The organism is Pseudomonas sp. NY8896, from assembly GCF_039634505.1.
Genome location: NZ_CP132350.1, coordinates 6,271,975 through 6,297,500, shown reverse-complemented (window position 1 = coordinate 6,297,500; position 25,526 = coordinate 6,271,975). Strand labels below are relative to the sequence as shown.

The window sequence follows — 25,526 nt, the reverse complement described above, 5'->3', positions numbered from 1 at the left end:
GTTCTGTAAGCCTGTGAAGGTGAGTTGAGAAGCTTGCTGGAGGTATCAGAAGTGCGAATGCTGACATGAGTAACGACAATGCGAGTGAAAAACTCGCACGCCGAAAGACCAAGGTTTCCTGCGCAACGTTAATCGACGCAGGGTTAGTCGGTCCCTAAGGCGAGGCTGAAAAGCGTAGTCGATGGAAAACAGGTTAATATTCCTGTACTTCCAGTTATTGCGATGGAGGGACGGAGAAGGTTAGGCCAGCCTGGCGTTGGTTGTCCAGGTTTAAGGTGGTAGGCTGGAATCTTAGGCAAATCCGGGATTCTAAGGCCGAGAGCTGATGACGAGTTGCCTTTAGGCGACGAAGTGGTTGATACCATGCTTCCAAGAAAAGCTCCTAAGCTTCAGATAACTGGGAACCGTACCCCAAACCGACACAGGTGGTTAGGTAGAGAATACCAAGGCGCTTGAGAGAACTCGGGTGAAGGAACTAGGCAAAATGGCACCGTAACTTCGGGAGAAGGTGCGCCGGCGAGGGTCAAGGACTTGCTCCGTAAGCCCATGCCGGTCGAAGATACCAGGCCGCTGCGACTGTTTATTAAAAACACAGCACTCTGCAAACACGAAAGTGGACGTATAGGGTGTGACGCCTGCCCGGTGCCGGAAGGTTAATTGATGGGGTTAGCGCAAGCGAAGCTCTTGATCGAAGCCCCGGTAAACGGCGGCCGTAACTATAACGGTCCTAAGGTAGCGAAATTCCTTGTCGGGTAAGTTCCGACCTGCACGAATGGCGTAACGATGGCGGCGCTGTCTCCACCCGAGACTCAGTGAAATTGAAATCGCTGTGAAGATGCAGTGTATCCGCGGCTAGACGGAAAGACCCCGTGAACCTTTACTATAGCTTTGCACTGGACTTTGAATTTGCTTGTGTAGGATAGGTGGGAGGCTTTGAAGTGGGGACGCCAGTTCTCATGGAGCCATCCTTGAAATACCACCCTGGCAACTTTGAGGTTCTAACTCAGGTCCGTTATCCGGATCGAGGACAGTGTATGGTGGGTAGTTTGACTGGGGCGGTCTCCTCCCAAAGAGTAACGGAGGAGTACGAAGGTGCGCTCAGACCGGTCGGAAATCGGTCGTAGAGTATAAAGGCAAAAGCGCGCTTGACTGCGAGACACACACGTCGAGCAGGTACGAAAGTAGGTCTTAGTGATCCGGTGGTTCTGTATGGAAGGGCCATCGCTCAACGGATAAAAGGTACTCCGGGGATAACAGGCTGATACCGCCCAAGAGTTCATATCGACGGCGGTGTTTGGCACCTCGATGTCGGCTCATCACATCCTGGGGCTGAAGCCGGTCCCAAGGGTATGGCTGTTCGCCATTTAAAGTGGTACGCGAGCTGGGTTTAGAACGTCGTGAGACAGTTCGGTCCCTATCTGCCGTGGACGTTTGAGATTTGAGAGGGGCTGCTCCTAGTACGAGAGGACCGGAGTGGACGAACCTCTGGTGTTCCGGTTGTCACGCCAGTGGCATTGCCGGGTAGCTATGTTCGGAAGAGATAACCGCTGAAAGCATCTAAGCGGGAAACTTGCCTCAAGATGAGATCTCACTGGGATCTTGAATCCCCTAAAGGGCCGTCGAAGACTACGACGTTGATAGGTTGGGTGTGTAAGCGCTGTGAGGCGTTGAGCTAACCAATACTAATTGCCCGTGAGGCTTGACCATATAACACCCAAGCAATTTGCGCGTCAGCCAAATTGCGGTGGTGAAGATGATACGAACCGAAAGTTCGCAACGAACCACACAATCACATATCCGAATTCGCTGGGCTGTCCATCTGGACATTCTGGCTACAGAATTTCTTGACGACCATAGAGCATTGGAACCACCTGATCCCATCCCGAACTCAGCAGTGAAACGATGCATCGCCGATGGTAGTGTGGGGTTTCCCCATGTGAGAGTAGGTCATCGTCAAGATTCATTTCGCAAAACCCCTATCTGCGCATGCAGGTAGGGGTTTTGTCTTTGTGGTGAAAAAAATCTGGCGCCTGTAGGAGCGGGCAAGCCTGCGACGCAGGCGACGCGGTGTTCGCGCCTGCATCTGCAAACGCTCCGGCGGCAGGCCCTTTTCCTATGCAAGCCAACAGCCCATGGCTATCATGCCTGCCTTATTCCAAGTCGAGACTGGCATGCTGAAGTTGTTGAATCTTCTCAAGGATGGCCGGTTCCATTCCGGAGAAGCTCTGGGGGAAGCCCTCGGGGTGAGTCGCAGCGCCGTTTGGAAACAGCTGCAGCACCTGGAAGGCGAGCTGAACCTCACCATTCACAAGGTTCGTGGGCGCGGCTATCAGCTGGCGACACCACTAGCTTTGCTCGAGGCTCAGGCAATAGCCGGCTTTGCCGAAAGCGAGCAGTGGCCGGTTTTCATCCATGAAAGCGTCGACTCGACCAATGCCGAAGGCTTGAGGCTTGCCAATCAGGGGCAGGCAGCGCCATTTGTGGTGCTGGCTGAGCGGCAGAGTGCCGGCCGCGGTCGACGTGGCCGCCAATGGGTCAGCCCATTTGCCGAGAACCTCTATTACAGCCTTGTCTTGCGTGTGGATGGCGGCATGCGCCAGCTCGAAGGCTTGAGCCTGGTGGTGGGGGTTGCGGTAATGCGCACTCTGCAGGCGTTCGGCGTAAAAGATGTAGGGCTCAAATGGCCCAATGACGTGTTGGTTCGCGGGCAGAAGATCACCGGTATTCTCCTGGAGCTGGTGGGTGATCCGGCCGACGTCTGTCATGTGGTACTGGGTATCGGTATCAATGTGAACATGCAGGCCAACGACCAGGTCGACCAGGAGTGGACCTCGATGCGACGTGAGGTGGGTGCGGCAATAGATCGCAACCACTTGGTAGCGTCGCTCAATCAGCAATTGCAGCATGAATTGGCACGTCATCGTCGCTATGGGTTTGCCGCATTCCAAGAGGAGTGGGAGCAGGCGCACCTTTGGCAAGGGCGCAATGTTTCACTGGTTGCCGGCAGTACGCGTATTGATGGCGTGGTTCTTGGCGTCGACGGGCAGGGCGGCTTGCGCCTTGAGGTGGACGGAGTTGAAAAGAGCTTCAGTGGTGGTGAGCTCAGTTTGAGGTTGCGTGATGATTCTTGAGCTCGACTGCGGTAACAGCTTCATCAAGTGGCGGGTAATTCATGCTGCTGACGCAGTGATTGAAGGTGGCGGGATCGTCGATTCCGATCAAGCGCTGCTGGCTGCAGTGGCGGCGCTGGCTTCCGTGCGTCTAACGGGCTGTCGTATTGTCAGTGTGCGCAGCGAGGAAGAAACCGATGCGCTTTGTGCGTTGATTGCCCAGGCTTTTGCCGTGCAGGCGCGCGTTGCGCATCCGGCACAGAGCATGGCCGGTGTGCGCAACGGTTATGACGACTATCAGCGCCTGGGTATGGACCGTTGGCTGGCTGCGCTGGGTGCATTTCACCTGGCCGGGGGCGCGTGCCTGGTAATCGACCTGGGGACTGCCGCCAAAGCGGACTTTGTTGCTGCGGACGGCGAGCACCTGGGCGGCTACATCTGCCCGGGGATGCCCTTGATGCGCAGCCAGTTGCGTACTCACACCCGGCGTATCCGCTATGACGATGCTTCCGCTGAGCGTGCACTGACTAGCTTGTCACCGGGTCGCTCCACCGTCGAGGCGGTAGAGCGCGGTTGCGTGTTAATGCTTCAGGGCTTTGCCCGCACCCAGCTCGAGCAGGCACGCGCGCTTTGGGGGGAGGCATTCACAGTGTTCCTTACTGGCGGCGATGCACCGCTGGTGAGGGAGGCCGTACCGCAGGCGCGTGTCGTACCGGACCTGGTTTTCGTTGGCCTGGCCATGGCCTGCCCATTGGATTGAGGTGCCTATGCGTTGGTTGTTTCTGCTGTTACTGGTGCTTAACGTCTTCTATTACGTGTGGCATCAGCAGGAAGCACCGCTGAAGGTCAAGGAAGTCGCCCCACTGTCTCTGTACAAGGGGAATCAGCAAGAAATCCGTCTGTTACGTGAAACGGGTGTGTCGGCGCCAGCCAAGCGCCGTGATGAATGCCTGGTAGTGGGGGGGGTGGAGCAGCAGGAGCAGTTGGAAGCACTGCGCCAGCGCCTGCTGAGCCTGGATATTGCCACCCTGCCAGTGATGGGGCAGTTGCCTGGAGCGGATGGGCGCTGGCTCAAGGTGGCCCCGGAAAGCGAGCGTTTGCTGGACCAAACGGTACTCTCGGCTCTTTCCAATGATTTCAAAGACTTAAAACATAAAATTATTTTCTGCCAGGGTATTGCAACTGGCGAATAGCTTGATAGAATGGCGCCCGCTTCACAGGGAACACCACTCAGGTGGTAGAGCTGGAAGCGGTGTCAAAGCAGCTAAGTTTCAGATTTGATTGAAAAAATTTGAAAAAACGCTTGACACTAGGACGGCAGACAAATAGAATGCCGGCCACATCTGGAGGGATTCCCGAGCGGTCAAAGGGGACGGACTGTAAATCCGTTGCGAGAGCTTCGAAGGTTCGAATCCTTCTCCCTCCACCAGTTTTAGCGAGAGCCGCAAGCTCCGCGGGTATAGTTTAGTGGTAGAACCTCAGCCTTCCAAGCTGATGATGCGGGTTCGATTCCCGCTACCCGCTCCAAGTTTGCTGGGTTTTGCACAAAGTGTTTCGCTCTTGTAGCTCAGTTGGTAGAGCACACCCTTGGTAAGGGTGAGGTCAGCGGTTCAAGTCCGCTCAAGAGCTCCATATAAACAAGGCAGATATGAAAATATCTGCCTTTGTTTTATCAGCGCAAGACTATTTCTTCTGCGGAGGATTGTATCGATGGCTAAGGAAAAGTTTGATCGTTCCCTTCCCCACGTTAACGTCGGCACTATCGGCCACGTTGACCACGGTAAGACCACTCTGACCGCAGCTCTGACTCGCGTTTGCTCCGAAGTTTTCGGTTCGGCAATCGTTGAGTTCGACAAGATCGACTCGGCTCCGGAAGAAAAAGCGCGCGGTATCACCATCAACACCGCTCACGTTGAGTACAACTCGACCATTCGTCACTACGCTCACGTTGACTGCCCAGGTCACGCTGACTACGTGAAGAACATGATCACCGGTGCTGCCCAGATGGACGGCGCGATCCTGGTTTGCTCGGCCGCCGATGGTCCGATGCCACAAACCCGTGAGCACATCCTGCTGTCCCGTCAGGTTGGCGTTCCGTACATCGTGGTCTTCCTGAACAAGGCTGACCTGGTAGACGACGCTGAGCTGCTGGAACTGGTCGAGATGGAAGTTCGCGACCTGCTGTCCACCTACGACTTCCCAGGTGACGACACTCCGATCATCATCGGTTCCGCTCGTATGGCCCTGGAAGGCAAAGACGACAACGAAATGGGCACTACCGCTGTTAAGAAGCTGGTAGAGACTCTGGACAGCTACATTCCTGAGCCAGTTCGTGCCATCGACCAGCCGTTCCTGATGCCGATCGAAGACGTATTCTCGATCTCGGGTCGTGGTACCGTTGTTACCGGTCGTATCGAGCGTGGTATCGTCCGCGTTCAGGATCCGCTGGAAATCGTTGGTCTGCGTGACACCACCACCACCACCTGCACCGGCGTTGAGATGTTCCGCAAGCTGCTGGACGAAGGTCGTGCTGGCGAGAACTGCGGCGTTCTGCTGCGTGGTACCAAGCGTGACGACGTTGAGCGTGGCCAGGTTCTGGTCAAGCCAGGTTCGGTCAAGCCGCACACCAAGTTCACCGCAGAAGTCTACGTTCTGTCGAAGGAAGAAGGCGGTCGTCACACTCCGTTCTTCAAAGGCTACCGTCCTCAGTTCTACTTCCGTACCACTGACGTGACCGGTAACTGCGAACTGCCGGAAGGCGTTGAAATGGTAATGCCAGGTGACAACATTCAGATGACTGTTACCCTGATCAAGACCATCGCAATGGAAGACGGTCTGCGCTTCGCAATCCGTGAAGGCGGTCGTACCGTCGGCGCCGGTGTCGTAGCAAAAATTATTGAATAAGTAGTTGATTTACTTGATCAGGCCGGTATAATTGCCGGCCTGATACAGCGTTACAGGTCAGTAGCTCAATTGGCAGAGCGACGGTCTCCAAAACCGTAGGTTGGGGGTTCGATTCCCTCCTGACCTGCCATTTCACTTCGGTGTGATGGCTTTCTTCTTACAGGATCCTCCTCGATGACTCCCAAAACTGAAGCCCAAGAATCGCGTTTTGATCTGTTCAAGTGGCTGGCTGTAGTGGCTTTGGTGGTTGTTGGTGTTGTGGGTAATCAATACTACTCCGCCTCTCCAATCCTGTATCGCGTTCTCGCACTTCTCGTCCTGGCTGCTGTCGCGGGCTTTGTAGCTCTGCAGACTGCGAAGGGCAAGTCGTTCTTTTCGCTTGCGAAGGAAGCTCGTACCGAGATTCGTAAAGTCGTGTGGCCGACCCGCCAGGAAACCACCCAGACCACGCTGATTGTCGTGGCTGTTGTGCTGGTTATGGCACTGCTGCTGTGGGGTCTTGATTCCCTGCTCGGCTGGGCGGTCTCCTTGATCGTTGGCTAAAGGTGTCCCGTGGCTAAGCGTTGGTATGTTGTGCATGCTTACTCGGGTTACGAGAAGCATGTAATGCGCTCCCTGATTGAGCGCGTCAAGCTGGCTGGCATGGAAGACGGTTTCGGCGAGATCCTGGTCCCGACCGAAGAAGTCGTCGAAATGCGCAACGGCCAGAAGCGTAAGAGTGAGCGTAAATTCTTCCCTGGCTATGTATTGGTCCAGATGGAGATGAACGAAGGGACTTGGCACTTGGTCAAGGATACCCCTCGTGTGATGGGCTTTATCGGTGGTACTGCAGATAAGCCTGCGCCGATCACTGATAAAGAAGCTGAGGCTATCCTGCGTCGTGTTGCCGACGGCAGCGACAAGCCGAAGCCGAAGACGCTGTTCGAGCCAGGTGAAGTGGTTCGAGTCATTGACGGTCCGTTCGCTGACTTCAATGGTAGTGTCGAAGAGGTTAACTACGAAAAGAGCCGCCTGCAGGTTGCAGTGCTCATTTTCGGTCGCTCTACTCCGGTGGAGCTCGAGTTCAGCCAGGTCGAAAAGGTCTAGGCGGACGAAGCATCCCAAACCCCGCAGCCCTGTGTGTTGCGGGGTTTTGTCGTCACTGGGATAAAACGCAAGTCATCCGGGGAGCCATCAGGCGTTTGTACCCGATTTTGGAGTAGCTCATGGCTAAGAAGATTCAGGCTTACATCAAGCTGCAAGTTAAGGCCGGCCAGGCCAACCCAAGCCCGCCCGTTGGTCCAGCACTGGGTCAACATGGTGTGAACATCATGGAATTCTGCAAGGCCTTCAACGCCCGTACTCAGGGTCAAGAAGCCGGCCTGCCGACTCCAGTGATCATCACTGTCTACAGCGACCGTAGCTTCACCTTCGAGACCAAGAGCACCCCTGCCTCGGTTCTGCTGAAGAAAGCTGCTGGCCTGACCAGTGGTTCGGCTCGTCCGAACACCGTTAAAGTCGGTACCGTTACCCGTGCTCAGCTGGAAGACATCGCCAAAGCTAAACAGGCTGATCTGACTGCCGCTGACCTGGATGCTGCTGTACGCACCATCGCTGGCTCTGCCCGCAGCATGGGCCTGAACGTGGAGGGTGTGTAATGGCTAAGCTGACCAAGCGCCAAAAGGCAATCGCCGAAAAAATCGAAGCAGGCAAGTCCTACAACTTCGAAGAAGCGGCAACTCTGCTGGCTTCGCTGCCTGCTGCCAAGTTCGTCGAGTCCTACGACATCGCCGTTAACCTCGGTGTTGACCCGCGTAAATCCGACCAGGTCGTACGTAGCGCTACTGTGCTGCCACACGGCACTGGTAAGACCGTTCGCGTTGCTGTCTTCACCCAGGGTCCAGCTGCTGAAGCCGCTCTGGCTGCCGGCGCTGACCGTGTAGGTATGGACGATCTGGCTGCCGAAATGAAAGCCGGCGACCTGAACTATGACGTCGTCATCGCATCGCCTGATGCCATGCGCGTTGTAGGTCAACTGGGTCAGGTTCTGGGTCCTCGCGGCCTGATGCCTAACCCGAAAGTTGGTACCGTTAGCCCAGACGTAGCCACTGCCGTGAAAAACGCCAAGGCTGGTCAGGTTCGCTACCGTACCGACAAAAACGGTATCATCCACACTTCCGTTGGCAAGGTCGGCTTTGAAGCTGGCAAGCTGAAGGAAAACGTTGAGGCCCTGATCGCTGATCTGAAGCGTATCAAGCCAGCTTCTTCGAAAGGTATCTACGTCAAGCGCGTTACCCTGAGCACCACCATGGGCCCAGGTCTGGTCATCGATCAGAGCTCGCTGAACGTGTAAGAACATGGCGGCGCGACCAGTCGCGCCGCCAGCAAAAATTGGGGTCCCTGCCTGGCGGGGGCTATCCAAGACCGTAGGCGGCGCAAGCCTTAAAACACCAGCCCACGCAGATGGTGCTCCCGATTCGTTACCGAATCAGACACCAAAACGACATCCGGCTTCGGCCAGATGAAACGGTAAAAACCAGGAGTAAACCCGTGGCAATTAAACTCGAAGACAAGAAGGCCATCGTCGCTGAAGTCAACGAGGCTGCCAAAGTCGCTCTGTCCGCTGTCGTGGCCGATGCCCGTGGTGTGACTGTAAGCGCAATGACCGGACTCCGTAAAGAGGCCCGCGAAGCTGGCGTTTACGTACGTGTTGTACGTAACACCCTGCTCAAGCGCGCTGTTGAAGGCACCGAATTTTCGATCCTCAACGACGCGTTCAAAGGCCCGACCCTGATTGCTTTCTCCAACGAACACCCGGGCGCTGCTGCTCGTCTGTTCAAAGAGTTCGCCAAGGGTCAGGACAAGTTCGAGATCAAGGCAGCTGCGTTTGACGGCAATTTCATTGCAGCGAACCAGATCGACGTGTTGGCTACCCTGCCGACCCGCGACGAAGCTATTGCACGACTGATGAGCGTTATCCAAGGCGCCACCAGCAAGCTGGCTCGTACTCTGGCAGCCATTCGCGACCAGAAAGAAGCTACCGCTGCCTAAGGCACGCGAACTCTTTCAAAATCATACGTTTAATTTGATGGCTGCGTAGGCTGTCACCCCAATACAGGATTTAAGTCATGTCTCTGACTAACGAACAAATCATCGAAGCAATCGGCCAGAAAACCGTTCTGGAAGTTGTTGAGCTGATCAAAGCAATGGAAGAAACCTTCGGCGTTACCGCTGCTGTTGCCGCTGCTGGCCCAGCTGCTGCTGCTGCCGTTGTTGAAGAGCAGACCGAGTTCAACGTTGTTCTGGTTGAAGCCGGCGACAAGAAAGTGAACGTGATCAAAGCCGTTCGCGAACTGACCGGTCTGGGCCTGAAAGAAGCCAAAGAGAAAGTCGATGGCGCTCCTCAGGTAGTAGCTGAAGGCGTTTCGAAAGAAGCCGCTGAAGACGCTAAGAAGAAGCTGGAAGAAGCAGGCGCCAAAGTCGAGCTGAAGTAATCTCGACTGTGCGATGCCAGCCTGAGCGTTGAGCGAAGGCTGATGGCTGGTGGCTTATGCCACCGGCCTTTTTCCGTTATTGGTGGCCGGTCAGGCCGGTCCCGATAACGAGCTGCAAGACACCCATGTGGGTGGCGCAAACCAAGGGGTTTGCACGATTTTCTGGCTGCTCCCGCCGGGAGAAGCCAAACAAGCAGGTGACCAAGCTGGGGAACGCTGATGGCTTACTCATACACTGAGAAAAAACGTATCCGCAAGGACTTTAGCAAGTTGCCGGACGTTATGGATGTGCCTTACCTCCTGGCCATCCAGCTGGATTCGTATCGCGAATTCCTGCAAGCGGGAGCATCCAAGGATCACTTCCGCGACGTCGGCCTGCACGCGGCCTTCAAATCGGTATTCCCGATCATCAGCTACTCCGGCAATGCTGCCCTGGAGTACGTAGGCTATCGCCTGGGCGAGCCCGCCTTCGATGTGAAGGAATGTGTCCTGCGTGGCGTGACCTTCGCGGTCCCACTGCGGGTCAAGGTGCGCCTGATCATCTTCGACAAGGAATCGTCGAACAAAGCGATCAAGGACATCAAAGAGCAAGAAGTCTACATGGGTGAAATCCCCCTGATGACTGAGAACGGTACCTTCGTTATCAACGGTACCGAGCGTGTGATCGTTTCCCAGCTGCACCGTTCGCCTGGTGTGTTCTTCGACCACGACCGTGGCAAGACTCACAGCTCCGGCAAGCTGCTGTACTCCGCTCGCATCATCCCTTACCGCGGCTCCTGGCTGGACTTCGAGTTCGACCCGAAGGACTGCGTGTTCGTGCGTATCGACCGTCGCCGCAAACTGCCGGCCTCGGTGCTTCTGCGCGCCCTGGGTTACAGCACTGAAGAAGTGCTGAACACCTTCTATACCACCAACGTGTTCCACATTTCCGGCGAGAAACTCAGCCTGGAACTGGTGCCGCAGCGTCTGCGTGGTGAAGTTGCAGTCATGGACATCCATGACGAAACCGGCAAAGTCATCGTTGAGCAAGGCCGTCGTATCACCGCGCGCCACATCAACCAGCTCGAAAAAGCCGGCGTCAAGCAGCTGGACGTTCCAATGGAATACGTCCTGGGTCGCACTACCGCCAAGGCTATCGTGCATCCGGCTACCGGCGAGATCCTCGCTGAATGCAACACCGAGATGACCACCGAACTGCTGATCAAGGTCGCCAAGGCGCAGGTTGTCCGTATCGAGACCCTGTACACCAACGACATTGATTGCGGTCCGTTCATCTCCGACACCCTGAAGATCGACACCACCAGCAACCAGCTGGAAGCTCTGGTCGAAATCTACCGCATGATGCGTCCAGGCGAGCCGCCAACCAAGGATGCAGCCGAGACCCTGTTCAACAACCTGTTCTTCAGCGCCGAGCGTTACGACCTGTCGGCCGTAGGCCGCATGAAGTTCAACCGTCGTATCGGTCGTACCGAGATCGAAGGTTCGGGCGTGCTGAGCAAGGAAGACATCGTCGAGGTCCTGAAGACCCTGGTCGATATCCGTAACGGCAAGGGCATCGTCGACGACATCGACCACCTGGGTAACCGTCGCGTACGTTGCGTCGGCGAAATGGCTGAAAACCAGTTCCGTGTTGGCCTGGTGCGCGTCGAGCGTGCGGTCAAGGAACGTCTGTCGATGGCAGAAAGCGAAGGCCTGATGCCGCAAGACCTGATCAACGCCAAGCCGGTTGCGGCGGCGGTGAAAGAGTTCTTCGGTTCCAGCCAGCTGTCCCAGTTCATGGACCAGAACAACCCGCTCTCCGAGATCACCCACAAGCGCCGCGTTTCCGCACTCGGCCCTGGCGGTCTGACCCGTGAGCGTGCCGGCTTCGAAGTTCGTGACGTACACCCGACCCACTACGGCCGTGTGTGCCCGATCGAGACCCCTGAAGGTCCGAACATCGGCCTGATCAACTCCCTGGCGGCCTATGCCCGCACCAACCAGTACGGTTTCCTGGAAAGCCCGTACCGCGTGGTGAAGGAAGGCGTTGTCAGCGACGACATCGTGTTCCTGTCGGCCATTGAAGAAGCGGATCACGTCATCGCCCAGGCTTCGGCCGCGATGAACGAGAAGAAGCAACTGATCGATGAGCTGGTAGCTGTTCGTCACCTCAACGAATTCACCGTCAAGGCGCCGGAAGACGTCACCCTGATGGACGTTTCGCCGAAGCAGGTTGTTTCTGTTGCTGCGTCGCTGATTCCGTTCCTTGAGCACGACGACGCCAACCGTGCATTGATGGGCTCGAACATGCAGCGTCAGGCTGTACCGACCCTGCGTGCTGACAAGCCGCTGGTAGGTACCGGCATGGAGCGCAACGTTGCCCGTGACTCCGGTGTCTGCGTGGTTGCTCGCCGCGGTGGTGTGATCGATTCGGTCGACGCCAGCCGTATCGTTGTTCGCGTTAACGACGACGAGGTGGAAACCGGTGAAGCAGGTGTAGATATCTACAACCTGACCAAATACACCCGTTCGAACCAGAACACCTGCATCAACCAGCGTCCGCTGGTGAGCAAGGGTGACAAGGTTCAGCGTAGCGACATCATGGCCGACGGCCCGTCCACCGACATGGGTGAGCTGGCACTGGGTCAGAACATGCGCATTGCGTTCATGGCGTGGAACGGCTTCAACTTCGAAGACTCCATCTGCCTGTCCGAGCGTGTGGTTCAGGAAGACCGCTTCACCACCATCCACATTCAGGAACTGACCTGTGTGGCGCGTGACACCAAGCTTGGCCCAGAGGAAATCACTGCGGACATCCCGAACGTGGGTGAAGCTGCACTGAACAAGCTGGACGAAGCCGGTATCGTTTACGTAGGTGCTGAAGTCGGCGCTGGCGACATCCTGGTCGGCAAAGTCACGCCAAAAGGCGAAACCCAGCTGACTCCGGAAGAAAAACTGCTGCGCGCAATCTTCGGTGAGAAGGCCAGCGACGTTAAGGACACCTCCCTGCGTGTGCCAACCGGCACCAAGGGTACTGTCATCGACGTACAGGTCTTCACCCGTGATGGCGTCGAGCGCGACAGCCGCGCCCTGGCCATCGAGAAGATGCAGCTGGACGAGATCCGCAAGGACCTCAACGAAGAGTTCCGCATCGTCGAAGGTGCAACCTTCGAGCGTCTGCGTTCTGCCCTGAACGGCCAGGTGGTCGACGGTGGCGCGGGCCTGAAGAAAGGCACCGTGATCACTGACGAAGTGCTGGACGGTCTGGAGCACGGCCAGTGGTTCAAGCTGCGCATGGCTGAAGATGCACTGAACGAGCAGCTGGAAAAGGCTCAGCAGTACATCGTCGACCGTCGCCGTCTGCTGGACGACAAGTTCGAAGACAAGAAGCGCAAGCTGCAGCAGGGCGATGACCTGGCGCCGGGCGTACTGAAGATCGTCAAGGTTTACCTGGCAATCCGCCGTCGCATCCAGCCGGGTGACAAGATGGCCGGTCGTCACGGTAACAAAGGTGTTGTCTCGGTAATCATGCCGGTAGAAGACATGCCGCACGATGCCAACGGTACTCCGGTTGACGTCGTACTGAACCCGCTGGGCGTACCTTCGCGTATGAACGTTGGTCAGATCCTTGAAACCCACCTGGGCCTGGCGGCCAAGGGCCTGGGCGAGAAGATCGACCGCATGCTCGAAGAGCAGCGCAAAGCCGCTGAGCTGCGCGTGTTCCTGACCGAGGTCTACAACGAGATCGGCGGTCGTCAGGAAAACCTCGACGAGTTCACCGACGAAGAGATCCTGGCCCTGGCCAACAACCTGAAGAAAGGCGTGCCTATGGCTACCCCGGTCTTCGATGGTGCCAAGGAACGCGAGATCAAGGCCATGCTGAAGCTGGCCGACCTGCCAGAGAGCGGCCAGATGGTGCTGTTCGATGGCCGTACCGGCAACAAGTTCGAGCGCCCTGTGACCGTTGGTTACATGTACATGCTCAAGCTGAACCACTTGGTGGACGACAAGATGCACGCGCGTTCCACTGGTTCCTACAGTCTGGTTACCCAACAGCCGCTGGGTGGTAAGGCGCAGTTCGGTGGTCAGCGTTTCGGGGAGATGGAAGTGTGGGCGCTGGAAGCATACGGCGCGGCATACACCCTGCAAGAAATGCTCACAGTGAAGTCGGACGACGTGAACGGCCGTACCAAGATGTACAAGAACATCGTGGATGGCGATCACCGTATGGAGCCGGGCATGCCCGAGTCCTTCAACGTGTTGATCAAAGAGATCCGTTCGCTCGGTATCGATATCGATCTGGAAACCGAATAACACGTGACGCGAAGGGGAGTGGGGCAGGTAATGCCCGCTCCCTGCTCCGCCAGGAGGAAAGGCCTTGAAAGACCTACTGAATTTGCTGAAAAACCAGGGTCAAGTCGAAGAGTTCGACGCCATCCGTATCGGTCTGGCGTCGCCTGAAATGATCCGTTCGTGGTCGTTCGGTGAAGTTAAGAAGCCGGAAACCATCAACTACCGTACGTTCAAGCCTGAGCGCGACGGCCTGTTCTGCGCCAAGATCTTTGGCCCAGTCAAGGACTACGAGTGCCTGTGCGGCAAGTACAAGCGCCTCAAGCACCGCGGTGTGATCTGCGAGAAGTGCGGCGTTGAAGTTGCCTTGGCGAAGGTTCGTCGTGAGCGCATGGCGCACATCGAACTGGCCTCGCCAGTTGCTCACATCTGGTTCCTGAAATCGCTGCCGTCCCGTATCGGCTTGCTGATGGACATGACCCTGCGTGACATCGAGCGCGTGCTCTACTTCGAGAGCTATGTCGTTATCGATCCGGGCATGACCACCCTGGAGAAGGGCCAGCTGCTGAACGATGAGCAGTACTTCGAAGCGCTGGAAGAGTTCGGTGACGACTTCGACGCCCGCATGGGTGCCGAGGCTGTCCGCGAGCTGCTGCACGCTATCGACCTGGAGCACGAGATTGGCCGCCTGCGCGAAGAAATTCCGCAGACCAACTCGGAAACCAAGATCAAGAAGCTGTCCAAGCGCCTGAAGCTGATGGAAGCTTTCCAGGGCTCGGGCAACCTGCCTGAGTGGATGGTCCTGACCGTCCTGCCAGTGCTGCCGCCGGATCTGCGTCCGCTGGTACCGCTGGATGGTGGCCGCTTCGCGACCTCCGACCTGAACGACCTGTATCGTCGGGTGATCAACCGTAACAACCGTCTGAAGCGCCTGCTGGATCTGTCGGCGCCAGACATCATCGTGCGCAACGAAAAGCGCATGCTGCAGGAAGCGGTCGACGCCCTGCTGGACAACGGCCGTCGCGGTCGCGCCATCACTGGCTCGAACAAGCGTCCGCTGAAGTCCCTGGCTGACATGATCAAAGGTAAGCAAGGTCGTTTCCGTCAGAACTTGCTCGGTAAGCGCGTGGACTACTCCGGTCGTTCGGTAATTACCGTAGGCCCGACCCTGCGTCTGCACCAGTGCGGTCTGCCGAAGAAGATGGCCCTCGAGCTGTTCAAGCCGTTCATTTTCGGCAAGCTTGAAATGCGTGGTCTGGCGACCACCATCAAGGCTGCCAAGAAGATGGTCGAGCGCGAGCTGCCAGAGGTGTGGGACGTTCTCGCCGAAGTGATTCGCGAACACCCCGTACTGCTCAACCGTGCACCAACACTGCACCGTCTGGGTATCCAGGCCTTTGAGCCGGTACTGATCGAAGGTAAGGCTATTCAGCTGCACCCGCTGGTCTGTGCCGCGTACAACGCCGACTTCGACGGTGACCAGATGGCTGTTCACGTGCCGCTGACGCTGGAAGCCCAGCTCGAAGCGCGCGCGCTGATGATGTCGACCAACAACATCCTGTCGCCAGCCAACGGTGAGCCAATCATCGTTCCGTCGCAGGACGTTGTACTGGGTCTTTACTACATGACCCGTGAAGCCATCAACGCCAAGGGTGAAGGTCGCGTATTTGCCGACCTGCAGGAAGTCGACCGCGTATTCCGCGCCGGCGAGGCTGCCTTGCACGCGAAAATCAAGGTTCGTATCAACGAAACCGTGAAAGATCGTGATGGCAGCGTGACCAAGAACACCCGCATCGTCGACACCACCGTTGGCCGTGCGCTGCTGTTCCAGGTTGTACCGGCAGGTCTGCCGTACGACGTGGTCAACCAGCCGATGAAGAAGAAAGCGATCTCCAAGCTGATCAACCAGTGCTACCGCGTGGTGGGTCTGAAAGAGACCGTCATCTTCGCTGACCAACTGATGTACACCGGTTTCGCTTACTCCACCATCTCTGGCGTGTCCATTGGTGTGAACGACTTTGTCATCCCTGATGAGAAAGCGCGCATCATCAACAGCGCTACCGATGAAGTGAAGGAAATCGAGAGCCAGTACGCTTCCGGCCTGGTAACCCAGGGCGAGAAGTACAACAAAGTCATCGACTTGTGGTCCAAGGCGAACGACGAAGTGTCCAAGGCGATGATGGCCAACCTCTCGAAAGAGAAGGTCATCGACCGCGAGGGCAAGGAAGTCGAGCAAGAGTCCTTCAACTCGATGTACATGATGGCTGACTCGGGTGCGCGGGGTTCTGCGGCCCAGATCCGTCAGCTGGCCGGTATGCGTGGTCTGATGGCCAAGCCGGACGGCTCGATCATCGAGACGCCGATCACTGCGAACTTCCGTGAAGGTCTGAGCGTACTTCAGTACTTCATCTCGACTCACGGTGCTCGTAAGGGTCTGGCGGATACCGCCTTGAAGACTGCTAACTCCGGTTACCTGACTCGTCGTCTGGTAGACGTGGCGCAAGACCTGGTCGTGACCGAGATCGACTGCGGCACCGACCATGGCCTGCTGATGACTCCGCACATCGAAGGCGGTGACGTTGTAGAGCCGCTGGGTGAGCGTGTACTGGGTCGTGTAATCGCCCGTGACGTATTCAAGCCAGGTACCGAAGATGTCATCGTTCCAGCCGGTACGCTGGTCGACGAGCAGTGGGTCGAATTCATCGAGCTGAACAGCATCGACGAAGTTATCGTACGCTCGCCGATCAACTGCGAAACCCGCTACGGCATCTGCGCCAAGTGCTATGGTCGTGACCTGGCGCGTGGTCACCAGGTGAACATCGGTGAAGCTGTCGGCGTTATCGCTGCGCAGTCGATCGGTGAGCCGGGTACCCAGCTGACCATGCGTACGTTCCACATCGGTGGTGCTGCAAGCCGTACTTCGGCAGCTGACAGCGTCCAGGTTAAGAACGGCGGTATGGTGCGTCTGCACAACCTGAAGCAGGTTGAGCGTGCCGACGGCAACTTGGTTGCTGTATCGCGTTCCGGTGAGTTGGCCATCGCCGACGAATTCGGTCGTGAGCGTGAGCGTTACAAGCTGCCTTACGGTGCGGTGATTTCGGTCAAGGAAGGTGAAAAGGTCGAAGCTGGCGCCATCGTCGCCAAGTGGGACCCGCACACCCACCCGATCGTTACCGAGCTGAAAGGTACCGTGACCTTCGTGGGCATGGAAGAAAACATCACCATCAAGCGTCAGACCGATGAGCTGACCGGCTTGACCAACATTGAAGTACTGGACGTCAAGGATCGCCCTGCCGCAGGCAAGGAAATCCGTCCGGCAATCAAGATGGTCGATGCCAATGGCAAGGATCTGTACCTGCCTGGTACCGACGTACCGGCTCAGTACTTCCTGCCAGCCAACGCCCTCGTTGGTGTGGCTGACGGTGCCCAGATCGGTGTTGGTGACGTTATCGCGCGTATCCCGCAAGAAACGTCGAAGACCCGTGACATCACCGGTGGTCTGCCGCGCGTTGCCGACTTGTTCGAAGCGCGCCGTCCGAAAGAAGCCTCGATTCTGGCTGAAGTCAGCGGCACCATCGCATTCGGTAAAGAGACCAAGGGCAAGCGTCGCCTGGTAATCACTCCGACCGACGGTAGCGATCCGTACGAAGAGCTGATTCCGAAGTGGCGCCACCTGAACGTCTTCGAAGGTGAGCAGGTAAACCGCGGTGAAGTTATCTCCGACGGCCCGAGCGATCCGCACGACATCCTGCGTCTGCTGGGTGTGAGCGCGCTGGCGAAGTACATCGTCAACGAGATCCAGGACGTTTACCGTCTGCAAGGCGTGAAGATCAACGACAAGCACATCGAGACCATCCTGCGTCAGATGCTGCGCAAGGTCGAGATCTCCGAGTCGGGCGATTCCAGCTTCATCAAGGGCGACCAGATGGAACTGACTCACGTACTGGTCGAGAACGAGCGTCTCGCCGGCGAGGACAAGTTCATCTCGAAGTTCACTCGCGTGCTGCTGGGTATCACCAAGGCGTCGCTGTCGACCGAATCGTTCATCTCCGCGGCTTCCTTCCAGGAAACCACCCGCGTACTGACCGAAGCGGCGGTAACCGGCAAGCGCGATTACCTGCGCGGCCTGAAAGAGAACGTGGTCGTGGGTCGTCTGATCCCGGCTGGTACTGGTCTGGCCTACCACAGCGAGCGCAAGCGTCGCCGTGATGCCGACAAGCCGCTGCGCGTAAGTGCCAGTGAGGTGGAAGCCGCACTGACCGAAGCGCTGAATTCCAGCGGTAACTAAGTACAGGGCAGGGCCCCGACCAGCCTCGAACGGGCATCGGCGACATAAAATGTTGCCGATGATCGGGCGGGGTTGGTCGGGGCCTCGTCTTGACTGGGTGCAAGATCCTCTTTAGACTTTTGTACCCTTAAATTTGGTGAGGCTCCGTCTCGCCAATTTTTGGCTTTCTTGCAAGACAATAGAGTCGCAAGACAATCAGTGGAGCTAGTAGATGGCAACTATCAACCAGCTGGTACGTCAGCCGCGTAAGCGTTCGGTCGAGAAGTCCGACGTTCCTGCGCTGCAGAACTGCCCGCAACGTCGTGGCGTGTGCACCCGTGTGTACACCACCACGCCGAAAAAACCTAACTCGGCACTGCGTAAAGTATGCCGTGTGCGTCTGACCAACGGTTTCGAGGTTTCCTCGTACATCGGTGGTGAAGGCCACAACCTGCAAGAGCACAGCGTCGTCCTGATCCGTGGCGGCCGTGTAAAAGACTTGCCAGGTGTTCGTTACCACACCGTTCGCGGCTCTCTGGATACTTCGGGCGTTAAAGGCCGTAACCAGGGTCGTTCGAAGTACGGTACCAAGCGTCCGAAGTAATCGGCCGTTTGCAGACATCCATTTTTTTGAGTCGATAAGAGTAAGGTCGGGCAGGGGTCGAAGACCCACGTCCCGGGCTAACCTGAAGACCGTTTGAGGGCTTATCATGCCAAGACGTCGTGTAGCAGCAAAACGTGAGATCCTTGACGATCCGAAATACGGATCCCAGATCCTCGCCAAGTTCATGAACCACGTGATGGAAAGCGGCAAGAAGGCCGTAGCCGAGCGCATCGTTTACGGTGCCCTGGATACCGTCAAAGCACGCAAGAACAGCGACCCCCTGGAAATCTTCGAGAAAGCTCTCGACGCCATCGCTCCGCTGGTCGAAGTTAAGTCCCGTCGTGTAGGCGGTGCTACTTACCAGGTTCCGGTTGAAGTTCGTCCATCCCGTCGTAACGCTCTGGCAATGCGCTGGCTCGTAGACTACGCCCGCAAGCGCGGCGAGAAGTCGATGGCTCTGCGTTTGGCCGGCGAACTGCTGGATGCTGCCGAAGGCAAGGGTGCTGCAGTCAAGAAGCGTGAAGACGTTCACCGTATGGCTGAAGCCAACAAAGCGTTCTCGCACTACCGCTTCTAATTCAAGCATCAATCATTTTGCGAGGGCTTTATGGCTCGTACTACAGCAATTAACCGCTACCGTAACATTGGTATCTGTGCCCACGTTGACGCGGGCAAGACCACCACTACCGAGCGGATCCTGTTCTACACAGGTCTGAGCCACAAAATGGGCGAGGTGCATGACGGCGCCGCGACCACCGACTGGATGGTGCAGGAGCAGGAGCGGGGTATCACCATTACCTCCGCTGCCGTTACCACCTTCTGGAAAGGCTCCGTTGGTCAGTATGACAACTACCGTGTAAACGTCATCGACACCCCCGGCCACGTTGACTTCACCATTGAAGTAGAGCGTTCGCTGCGCGTACTCGACGGCGCGGTCGTTGTGTTCTGCGGTACCTCCGGTGTTGAGCCTCAGTCCGAAACCGTATGGCGTCAGGCCAACAAATACGGCGTTCCACGTGTTGTTTACGTGAACAAGATGGACCGTGCCGGTGCAAACTTCCTGCGCGTCGTAGGTCAGATCAAGAACCGTCTGGGTCACACCCCGGTTCCTGTTCAGCTGGCCATCGGTTCGGAAGATAACTTCCAGGGTCAGGTCGACCTGATCAAGATGAAGGCTATCTACTGGAACGACGACGACAAGGGCACCACCTATCGCGAGGAAGAAATTCCTGCCGATATGCTGGAGCTGGCTCAAGAGTGGCGCTCCAACATGGTTGAAGCGGCTGCCGAGTCCAGCGAAGAGCTGATGAACAAGTACCTGGAAGGCGAAGAGCTGACCGTCGAAGAGATCAAGGCCGGTCTGCGCGCGCGCACCCTGGCCAGCGAAATCGTACCGGCCGTCTGCGGTTCGTCGTTCAAGAACAAGGGCGTTCCCCTGGTTCTCGACGCCGTCATCGACTACCTGCCTGCTCCGACCGAGATCCCTGCAATCCAGGGTATCAACCCGGACGACAAAGAGCTGGACAAAGAAGATCCGGCTGTTCGTAAAGACGTGCGTCACGCTGACGACGACGAGCCGTTCTCGGCTCTGGCGTTCAAGATCGCGACTGACCCGTTCGTGGGTACTCTGACCTTCGTTCGCGTCTACTCGGGCGTTCTGACCTCTGGTGACTCGGTCATCAACTCGGTCAAAGGCAAGAAAGAGCGCGTTGGCCGTATGGTGCAGATGCACGCCAACCAGCGTGAAGAGATCAAGGAAGTGCGCGCTGGCGACATCGCCGCACTGATCGGTATGAAGGATGTGACCACGGGCGAAACCCTGTGCAACGCCGACAAGCCAATCATTCTTGAGCGTATGGACTTCCCTGAGCCGGTTATTTCGCTCTCCGTAGAGCCGAAAACCAAGGCTGACCAGGAGAAGATGGGTATTGCACTGGGCAAGCTGGCCCAGGAAGACCCGTCGTTCCGCGTCAAGACCGACGAAGAGACTGGCCAGACCATCATCTCGGGCATGGGTGAGCTGCACTTGGACATCCTCGTTGATCGCATGAAGCGCGAATTCAACGTCGAAGCCAACATCGGCAAGCCGCAGGTTTCGTACCGCGAGAAGATCACCAAGTCCAACGTCGAGATCGAAGGCAAGTTCGTTCGTCAGTCGGGCGGTCGTGGTCAGTTCGGTCACTGCTGGATCCGTTTCTCGGAGCCAGAAGTCGACGAGAAAGGCAACATCACCGAAGGTCTGGTGTTCTCCAACGAAGTCGTTGGTGGTGTAATTCCTAAGGAATTCATCGCCCCGATCCAGAAGGGTATCGAAGAGCAGATGAAGAACGGCGTTGTTGCCGGCTATCCTCTGATCGGCCTGAAGGCCGCGGTATTCGACGGTTCGTACCACGACGTCGACTCCAACGAAATGGCGTTCAAGATCGCTGCTTCGATGGCGACCAAACAGCTGGCCACTAAAGGCGGCGGTGTGGTTCTCGAGCCGATCATGAAGGTCGAAGTTGTAACCCCGGAAGACTACCTGGGTGACGTGATGGGTGACCTGAACCGTCGTCGTGGTCTGGTCCAGGGTATGGATGAATCGGTCTCTGGCCGTGTCGTCCGTGCTGAAGTACCGCTCGGAGAAATGTTCGGTTACGCAACCGACGTTCGTTCCATGTCTCAGGGTCGCGCAAGCTACTCCATGGAATTCTCCAAATACGCCGAAGCTCCGTCGAACATCGTCGAAGCACTCGTTAAAAAACAAGGCTAATCCCCTTTAGGCAAGAGGTTCACTGTCGTGGCTAAAGAAAAATTTGATCGTTCCCTTCCCCACGTTAACGTCGGCACCATCGGCCACGTTGACCACGGTAAGACCACTCTGACCGCAGCTCTGACTCGCGTTTGCTCCGAAGTTTTCGGTTCGGCAATCGTTGAGTTCGACAAGATCGACTCGGCTCCGGAAGAAAAAGCGCGCGGTATCACCATCAACACCGCTCACGTTGAGTACAACTCGACCATTCGTCACTACGCTCACGTTGACTGCCCAGGTCACGCTGACTACGTGAAGAACATGATCACCGGTGCTGCCCAGATGGACGGCGCGATCCTGGTTTGCTCGGCCGCCGATGGTCCGATGCCACAAACCCGTGAGCACATCCTGCTGTCCCGTCAGGTTGGCGTTCCGTACATCGTGGTCTTCCTGAACAAGGCTGACCTGGTAGACGACGCTGAGCTGCTGGAACTGGTCGAGATGGAAGTTCGCGACCTGCTGTCCACCTACGACTTCCCAGGTGACGACACTCCGATCATCATCGGTTCCGCTCGTATGGCCCTGGAAGGCAAAGACGACAACGAAATGGGCACTACCGCTGTTAAGAAGCTGGTAGAGACTCTGGACAGCTACATTCCTGAGCCAGTTCGTGCCATCGACCAGCCGTTCCTGATGCCGATCGAAGACGTATTCTCGATCTCGGGTCGTGGTACCGTTGTTACCGGTCGTATCGAGCGTGGTATCGTCCGCGTTCAGGATCCGCTGGAAATCGTTGGTCTGCGTGACACCACCACCACCACCTGCACCGGCGTTGAGATGTTCCGCAAGCTGCTGGACGAAGGTCGTGCTGGCGAGAACTGCGGCGTTCTGCTGCGTGGTACCAAGCGTGACGACGTTGAGCGTGGCCAGGTTCTGGTCAAGCCAGGTTCGGTCAAGCCGCACACCAAGTTCACCGCAGAAGTCTACGTTCTGTCGAAAGAAGAAGGCGGTCGTCACACTCCGTTCTTCAAAGGCTACCGTCCACAGTTCTACTTCCGTACCACTGACGTGACCGGTAACTGCGAACTGCCGGAAGGCGTTGAAATGGTAATGCCAGGTGACAACATTCAGATGACTGTTACCCTGATCAAGACCATCGCAATGGAAGACGGTCTGCGCTTCGCAATCCGTGAAGGCGGTCGTACCGTCGGCGCCGGCGTTGTGGCCAAAATCATCGAGTAATCACTCGACCGATTGAAAAAACCCCCGCTCAGCGGGGGTTTTTTTTATTGGGTTGACACTAAATGGGGGCGTCTATAGAATCACGCCTCCTTTTAGCGGGCGTAGTGCGTCCGTTGGGAACAGCCTGGAGTCTGAAATCCAATGCAAAATCAGCAAATCCGTATCAGGTTGAAGGCTTTCGACCATCGCCTGATCGACCAATCCACCCAGGAAATCGTGGAAACCGCGAAACGTACTGGTGCACAAGTGCGTGGTCCAATTCCACTGCCTACCCGCAAAGAGCGTTTCACCGTTCTGGTCTCCCCGCACGTCAACAAAGACGCGCGTGACCAGTACGAGATTCGCACTCATAAGCGTGTTCTGGACATCGTCCAGCCAACGGATAAAACCGTTGACGCGCTGATGAAGCTTGATCTGGCGGCAGGTGTGGAAGTACAGATCAGCCTCGGCTAAGACTTCGGTCTAGTCGTGTAACGCTCTGAAATGGGCGGCCATAGCGGGTGAAAGCCCCGTACACTCATGAGGTTTACAACATGACTATTGGTGTAATCGGTCGCAAGTGCGGTATGACCCGCATTTTCACCGAAGAAGGTGTCTCCATTCCGGTCACGGTCATTGAGATCGAGCCGAATCGCGTCACCCAGTTCAAAACTGAAGAAACCGATGGCTACCGTGCAGTGCAAGTCACTGTCGGCGAGCGTCGTGCTTCGCGTGTGACTGCCGCTCAGGCAGGCCACTTCGCCAAGGCCAACGTTGCCGCTGGTCGCGGTGTTTGGGAGTTCCGTCTTGAAGAAGGCGATTTCCAGGCTGGCGATCTGATCAAAGCTGAACTCTTCACTGCAGGCCAGCTGGTTGACGTTACTGGTCAGTCCAAAGGTAAAGGCTTCGCCGGTACCATCAAGCGCTGGAACTTCCGTGGTCAGGACAACACCCACGGTAACTCCGTGTCGCACCGTGTTCCTGGTTCCATCGGCCAGTGCCAGACTCCTGGTCGTGTGTTCAAGGGCAAGAAGATGTCCGGTCACATGGGCGCCGAGCGCGTGACTGTTCAGTCCCTGGAAGTAGTTCGCGTAGACGCTGAACGCAACCTGCTGCTGATCAAGGGTGCCGTACCTGGCGCTACTGGCGGCGACGTGGTTGTACGTCCAGCTGTCAAGGCTCGCGGTTAAGGGGAAACTGACATGCAACTTAATGTAAATGACGCTCAGGCGATCGAAGTTTCCGAACTGACTTTCGGTGGCGAATTCAACGAGACGCTGGTTCACCAAGCAGTCGTGGCCTACATGGCCGGCGGCCGTCAGGGTACCAAGCAGCAGAAGACCCGTTCCGACGTGGCTGGTGGCGGTAAGCGCCCATGGCGTCAGAAGGGTACTGGTCGTGCTCGTGCTGGTACCACTCGTGGTCCGATCTGGCGTGGCGGTGGTGTAACCTTCGCAGCTCGCCCTCAAGATCACTCGCAAAAGCTCAACAAGAAGATGTACCGCGCAGCTCTGCGCTCCATCCTCGCTGAGCTGGTGCGTAGCGACCGTCTGGTCGTGGTTCAGGACTTCGCTGTTGAAGCACCGAAAACCAAAGATCTGCTGAACAAGCTGAACGGCATGGGTCTGAGCGACGTACTGATCGTCTCCGACGCTGTTGATCAGAACCTGTACCTGGCTGCTCGCAACCTGCCGCACGTCGACGTACGTGACGTACAGGGTTCCGACCCGGTCAGTCTGATCGCATACGAGAAAGTGTTGATCACTGTCTCGGCCGTGAAGAAATTCGAGGAGCTGCTGGGATGAACCAGGAACGCGTATTTAAAGTCCTCCTTGGCCCGCACGTTTCCGAGAAGGCTACCGTTCTGGCTGAGAAAAAAGGCCAGTTCGTATTCAAGGTTGCTACCGATGCAACCAAGCTGGAAATCAAGAAAGCTGTCGAAGGCCTGTTCAACGTAAAAGTTGAAAACGTGTCGACTGTTAACGTTCTGGGTAAAACCAAGCGTACCGCACGTGGTCTGGGCAAGCGTAATGACTGGAAGAAGGCGATCGTATCCCTTCAGCCAGGCCAAGATCTCGATTTCAGCAGCAGTGCTGAGTAAGGAAGGGGTGCATCATGGCAATCGTTAAATGCAAACCGACTTCCCCTGGCCGCCGTTTCGTGGTCAAGGTGGTCAACAAGGAGCTGCACAAAGGCGCTCCTCACGCACCGCTGCTCGAGAAGAAATCGAAGTCTGGTGGTCGTAACAACAATGGCCGCATTACCACTCGTCACGTTGGTGGTGGTCATAAGCAGCATTACCGTCTGGTCGACTTCCGTCGCAACGACAAAGATGGCATTCCAGCCACTGTCGAGCGTATCGAATACGATCCAAACCGTACTGCTCACATCGCCCTGCTGTGCTATGCAGACGGTGAGCGTCGCTACATCATCGCCCCTAAAGGCGTGAGCGCTGGCGACCAGCTGATCGCAGGTGCCCTGGCCCCAATCAAGGCCGGTAACTCCCTGCAGCTGCGTAACATCCCAGTAGGTAGCACCATTCACGGCGTCGAACTGAAGCCGGGTAAAGGTGCTCAGATCGCTCGTTCCGCTGGTGCTTCGGCTCAGCTGATCGCTCGTGACGGCGTATACGTGACTCTGCGTCTGCGTTCCGGTGAGATGCGTAAAGTACTGGCTGAATGCCGTGCGACCCTGGGTGAAGTCTCGAACTCCGAGCACAGCCTGCGTTCGCTGGGTAAAGCTGGTGCCAAACGCTGGCGCGGCGTTCGCCCAACCGTTCGTGGTGTTGCCATGAACCCGGTTGACCACCCGCATGGTGGTGGTGAAGGTCGTACCTCCGGTGGTCGTCATCCGGTATCGCCATGGGGCTTCCCAGCCAAGGGTGCTAAAACCCGTGGTAATAAGCGTACCGACAACATGATCGTCCGTCGTCGCAAGTAACTAGAGG

General features: G+C 56.8%; 21 protein-coding genes, 4 tRNA genes and 2 rRNA genes (1 of these 27 running past the window's edge). All 27 read left to right on the top strand.

From position 1 onward, the window contains the following. Window positions 1–1,707, top strand: a 23S ribosomal RNA gene (locus Q9451_RS28555) (it extends 1,186 nt beyond the left edge of the window). 136 nt (window positions 1,708–1,843) lie between these two features. Further along, window positions 1,844–1,959 (top strand): 5S ribosomal RNA (gene rrf, locus Q9451_RS28550). Between the two features lie 212 nt (window positions 1,960–2,171). Beyond that, a complete protein-coding gene (gene birA / locus Q9451_RS28545) occupies window positions 2,172–3,131 on the top strand; it encodes a bifunctional biotin--[acetyl-CoA-carboxylase] ligase/biotin operon repressor BirA (RefSeq protein ID WP_012270228.1) in 960 nt (319 codons plus the stop codon). Further along, window positions 3,121–3,870 carry a pantothenate kinase gene (locus Q9451_RS28540; RefSeq protein ID WP_012270229.1) on the top strand — a complete coding sequence of 250 codons (750 nt, stop codon included), beginning with the start codon at window positions 3,121–3,123 and terminating at the stop codon, window positions 3,868–3,870. Before birA ends, Q9451_RS28540 begins: the two co-directional genes overlap by 11 nt. Before the next feature lie 7 nt (window positions 3,871–3,877). Next, a complete protein-coding gene (locus tag Q9451_RS28535; RefSeq protein WP_012270230.1) occupies window positions 3,878–4,303 on the top strand; it encodes a hypothetical protein in 426 nt (141 codons plus the stop codon). Between the two features lie 152 nt (window positions 4,304–4,455). Then, window positions 4,456–4,539, top strand: a tRNA-Tyr gene (locus Q9451_RS28530). Between the two features lie 24 nt (window positions 4,540–4,563). After that, window positions 4,564–4,637, top strand: a tRNA-Gly gene (locus Q9451_RS28525). 29 nt (window positions 4,638–4,666) lie between these two features. After that, window positions 4,667–4,742 (top strand) — tRNA-Thr (locus tag Q9451_RS28520). A gap of 78 nt (window positions 4,743–4,820) precedes the next feature. Continuing rightward, on the top strand, window positions 4,821–6,014 hold the full coding sequence (gene tuf / locus Q9451_RS28515) for an elongation factor Tu (protein ID WP_003255489.1): 1,194 nt from the start codon (window positions 4,821–4,823) through the stop codon (window positions 6,012–6,014). Between the two features lie 54 nt (window positions 6,015–6,068). Further along, a tRNA-Trp gene (locus Q9451_RS28510) sits at window positions 6,069–6,144 on the top strand. Between the two features lie 44 nt (window positions 6,145–6,188). Further along, window positions 6,189–6,557: a preprotein translocase subunit SecE gene (gene secE / locus Q9451_RS28505; RefSeq protein WP_012270231.1), complete on the top strand. Its 369-nt coding sequence runs from the start codon at window positions 6,189–6,191 to the stop codon at window positions 6,555–6,557. 9 nt (window positions 6,558–6,566) lie between these two features. Then, complete coding sequence (nusG, locus tag Q9451_RS28500; protein ID WP_003255501.1) at window positions 6,567–7,100, top strand: transcription termination/antitermination protein NusG; 534 nt, start codon at window positions 6,567–6,569, stop codon at window positions 7,098–7,100. 119 nt (window positions 7,101–7,219) lie between these two features. Next, window positions 7,220–7,651: a 50S ribosomal protein L11 gene (gene rplK / locus Q9451_RS28495; protein WP_003255500.1), complete on the top strand. Its 432-nt coding sequence runs from the start codon at window positions 7,220–7,222 to the stop codon at window positions 7,649–7,651. After that, window positions 7,651–8,346 carry a 50S ribosomal protein L1 gene (gene rplA, locus Q9451_RS28490; protein ID WP_012270232.1) on the top strand — a complete coding sequence of 232 codons (696 nt, stop codon included), beginning with the start codon at window positions 7,651–7,653 and terminating at the stop codon, window positions 8,344–8,346. The genes rplK and rplA overlap by 1 nt, the downstream gene beginning before the upstream one ends. A gap of 197 nt (window positions 8,347–8,543) precedes the next feature. Next, on the top strand, window positions 8,544–9,044 hold the full coding sequence (gene rplJ / locus Q9451_RS28485) for a 50S ribosomal protein L10 (protein ID WP_003255497.1): 501 nt from the start codon (window positions 8,544–8,546) through the stop codon (window positions 9,042–9,044). 77 nt (window positions 9,045–9,121) lie between these two features. After that, window positions 9,122–9,487, top strand: coding sequence for a 50S ribosomal protein L7/L12 (rplL, locus tag Q9451_RS28480; RefSeq protein ID WP_003255496.1), 366 nt, complete (start codon window positions 9,122–9,124; stop codon window positions 9,485–9,487). Between the two features lie 219 nt (window positions 9,488–9,706). Then, the gene (gene rpoB / locus Q9451_RS28475) at window positions 9,707–13,780 is read left to right on the top strand and encodes a DNA-directed RNA polymerase subunit beta (protein WP_012270233.1); all 4,074 of its coding nucleotides are present in this window, start codon (window positions 9,707–9,709) and stop codon (window positions 13,778–13,780) included. 64 nt (window positions 13,781–13,844) lie between these two features. Next, window positions 13,845–18,044, top strand: coding sequence for a DNA-directed RNA polymerase subunit beta' (rpoC, locus tag Q9451_RS28470; RefSeq protein ID WP_012270234.1), 4,200 nt, complete (start codon window positions 13,845–13,847; stop codon window positions 18,042–18,044). Between the two features lie 211 nt (window positions 18,045–18,255). Next, complete coding sequence (gene rpsL, locus Q9451_RS28465; protein WP_003255492.1) at window positions 18,256–18,627, top strand: 30S ribosomal protein S12; 372 nt, start codon at window positions 18,256–18,258, stop codon at window positions 18,625–18,627. Between the two features lie 106 nt (window positions 18,628–18,733). After that, window positions 18,734–19,204, top strand: coding sequence for a 30S ribosomal protein S7 (gene rpsG, locus Q9451_RS28460; RefSeq protein WP_003246741.1), 471 nt, complete (start codon window positions 18,734–18,736; stop codon window positions 19,202–19,204). 30 nt (window positions 19,205–19,234) lie between these two features. Next, window positions 19,235–21,379 (top strand): elongation factor G, encoded by a 2,145-nt coding sequence (fusA, locus tag Q9451_RS28455; protein WP_012270236.1) that lies wholly within the window; start codon window positions 19,235–19,237, stop codon window positions 21,377–21,379. A 27-nt stretch (window positions 21,380–21,406) separates the two neighbouring features. After that, complete coding sequence (gene tuf, locus Q9451_RS28450) at window positions 21,407–22,600, top strand: elongation factor Tu (protein WP_003255489.1); 1,194 nt, start codon at window positions 21,407–21,409, stop codon at window positions 22,598–22,600. Between the two features lie 141 nt (window positions 22,601–22,741). After that, on the top strand, window positions 22,742–23,053 hold the full coding sequence (gene rpsJ, locus Q9451_RS28445) for a 30S ribosomal protein S10 (protein ID WP_003186070.1): 312 nt from the start codon (window positions 22,742–22,744) through the stop codon (window positions 23,051–23,053). Between the two features lie 80 nt (window positions 23,054–23,133). Next, window positions 23,134–23,769, top strand: a complete 636-nt coding sequence (rplC, locus tag Q9451_RS28440; protein WP_003255486.1) for a 50S ribosomal protein L3 — start codon at window positions 23,134–23,136, stop codon at window positions 23,767–23,769. Window positions 23,770–23,781: 12 nt separating this feature from the next. Beyond that, window positions 23,782–24,384, top strand: a complete 603-nt coding sequence (gene rplD, locus Q9451_RS28435; RefSeq protein ID WP_003255485.1) for a 50S ribosomal protein L4 — start codon at window positions 23,782–23,784, stop codon at window positions 24,382–24,384. Continuing rightward, a complete protein-coding gene (gene rplW / locus Q9451_RS28430; RefSeq protein ID WP_003255484.1) occupies window positions 24,381–24,680 on the top strand; it encodes a 50S ribosomal protein L23 in 300 nt (99 codons plus the stop codon). The genes rplD and rplW overlap by 4 nt, the downstream gene beginning before the upstream one ends. Before the next feature lie 14 nt (window positions 24,681–24,694). Beyond that, on the top strand, window positions 24,695–25,519 hold the full coding sequence (gene rplB / locus Q9451_RS28425) for a 50S ribosomal protein L2 (protein ID WP_345960827.1): 825 nt from the start codon (window positions 24,695–24,697) through the stop codon (window positions 25,517–25,519). Window positions 25,520–25,526 lie beyond the last annotated feature (7 nt).

Bases quoted from the DNA above. Each gene is read 5' to 3' on its own strand.
- birA (WP_012270228.1), top strand. From the start codon at position 2,172: ATGCTGAAGTTGTTGAATCTTCTCAAGGATGGCCGGTTCCATTCCGGA.
- Q9451_RS28540 (WP_012270229.1), top strand. From the start codon at position 3,121: ATGATTCTTGAGCTCGACTGCGGTAACAGCTTCATCAAGTGGCGGGTA.
- Q9451_RS28535 (WP_012270230.1), top strand. From the start codon at position 3,878: ATGCGTTGGTTGTTTCTGCTGTTACTGGTGCTTAACGTCTTCTATTAC.
- tuf (WP_003255489.1), top strand. From the start codon at position 4,821: ATGGCTAAGGAAAAGTTTGATCGTTCCCTTCCCCACGTTAACGTCGGC.
- secE (WP_012270231.1), top strand. From the start codon at position 6,189: ATGACTCCCAAAACTGAAGCCCAAGAATCGCGTTTTGATCTGTTCAAG.
- rplK (WP_003255500.1), top strand. From the start codon at position 7,220: ATGGCTAAGAAGATTCAGGCTTACATCAAGCTGCAAGTTAAGGCCGGC.
- rplA (WP_012270232.1), top strand. From the start codon at position 7,651: ATGGCTAAGCTGACCAAGCGCCAAAAGGCAATCGCCGAAAAAATCGAA.
- rplL (WP_003255496.1), top strand. From the start codon at position 9,122: ATGTCTCTGACTAACGAACAAATCATCGAAGCAATCGGCCAGAAAACC.
- rpoB (WP_012270233.1), top strand. From the start codon at position 9,707: ATGGCTTACTCATACACTGAGAAAAAACGTATCCGCAAGGACTTTAGC.
- rpsL (WP_003255492.1), top strand. From the start codon at position 18,256: ATGGCAACTATCAACCAGCTGGTACGTCAGCCGCGTAAGCGTTCGGTC.
- rpsG (WP_003246741.1), top strand. From the start codon at position 18,734: ATGCCAAGACGTCGTGTAGCAGCAAAACGTGAGATCCTTGACGATCCG.
- fusA (WP_012270236.1), top strand. From the start codon at position 19,235: ATGGCTCGTACTACAGCAATTAACCGCTACCGTAACATTGGTATCTGT.
- rpsJ (WP_003186070.1), top strand. From the start codon at position 22,742: ATGCAAAATCAGCAAATCCGTATCAGGTTGAAGGCTTTCGACCATCGC.
- rplC (WP_003255486.1), top strand. From the start codon at position 23,134: ATGACTATTGGTGTAATCGGTCGCAAGTGCGGTATGACCCGCATTTTC.
- rplD (WP_003255485.1), top strand. From the start codon at position 23,782: ATGCAACTTAATGTAAATGACGCTCAGGCGATCGAAGTTTCCGAACTG.
- rplW (WP_003255484.1), top strand. From the start codon at position 24,381: ATGAACCAGGAACGCGTATTTAAAGTCCTCCTTGGCCCGCACGTTTCC.
- rplB (WP_345960827.1), top strand. From the start codon at position 24,695: ATGGCAATCGTTAAATGCAAACCGACTTCCCCTGGCCGCCGTTTCGTG.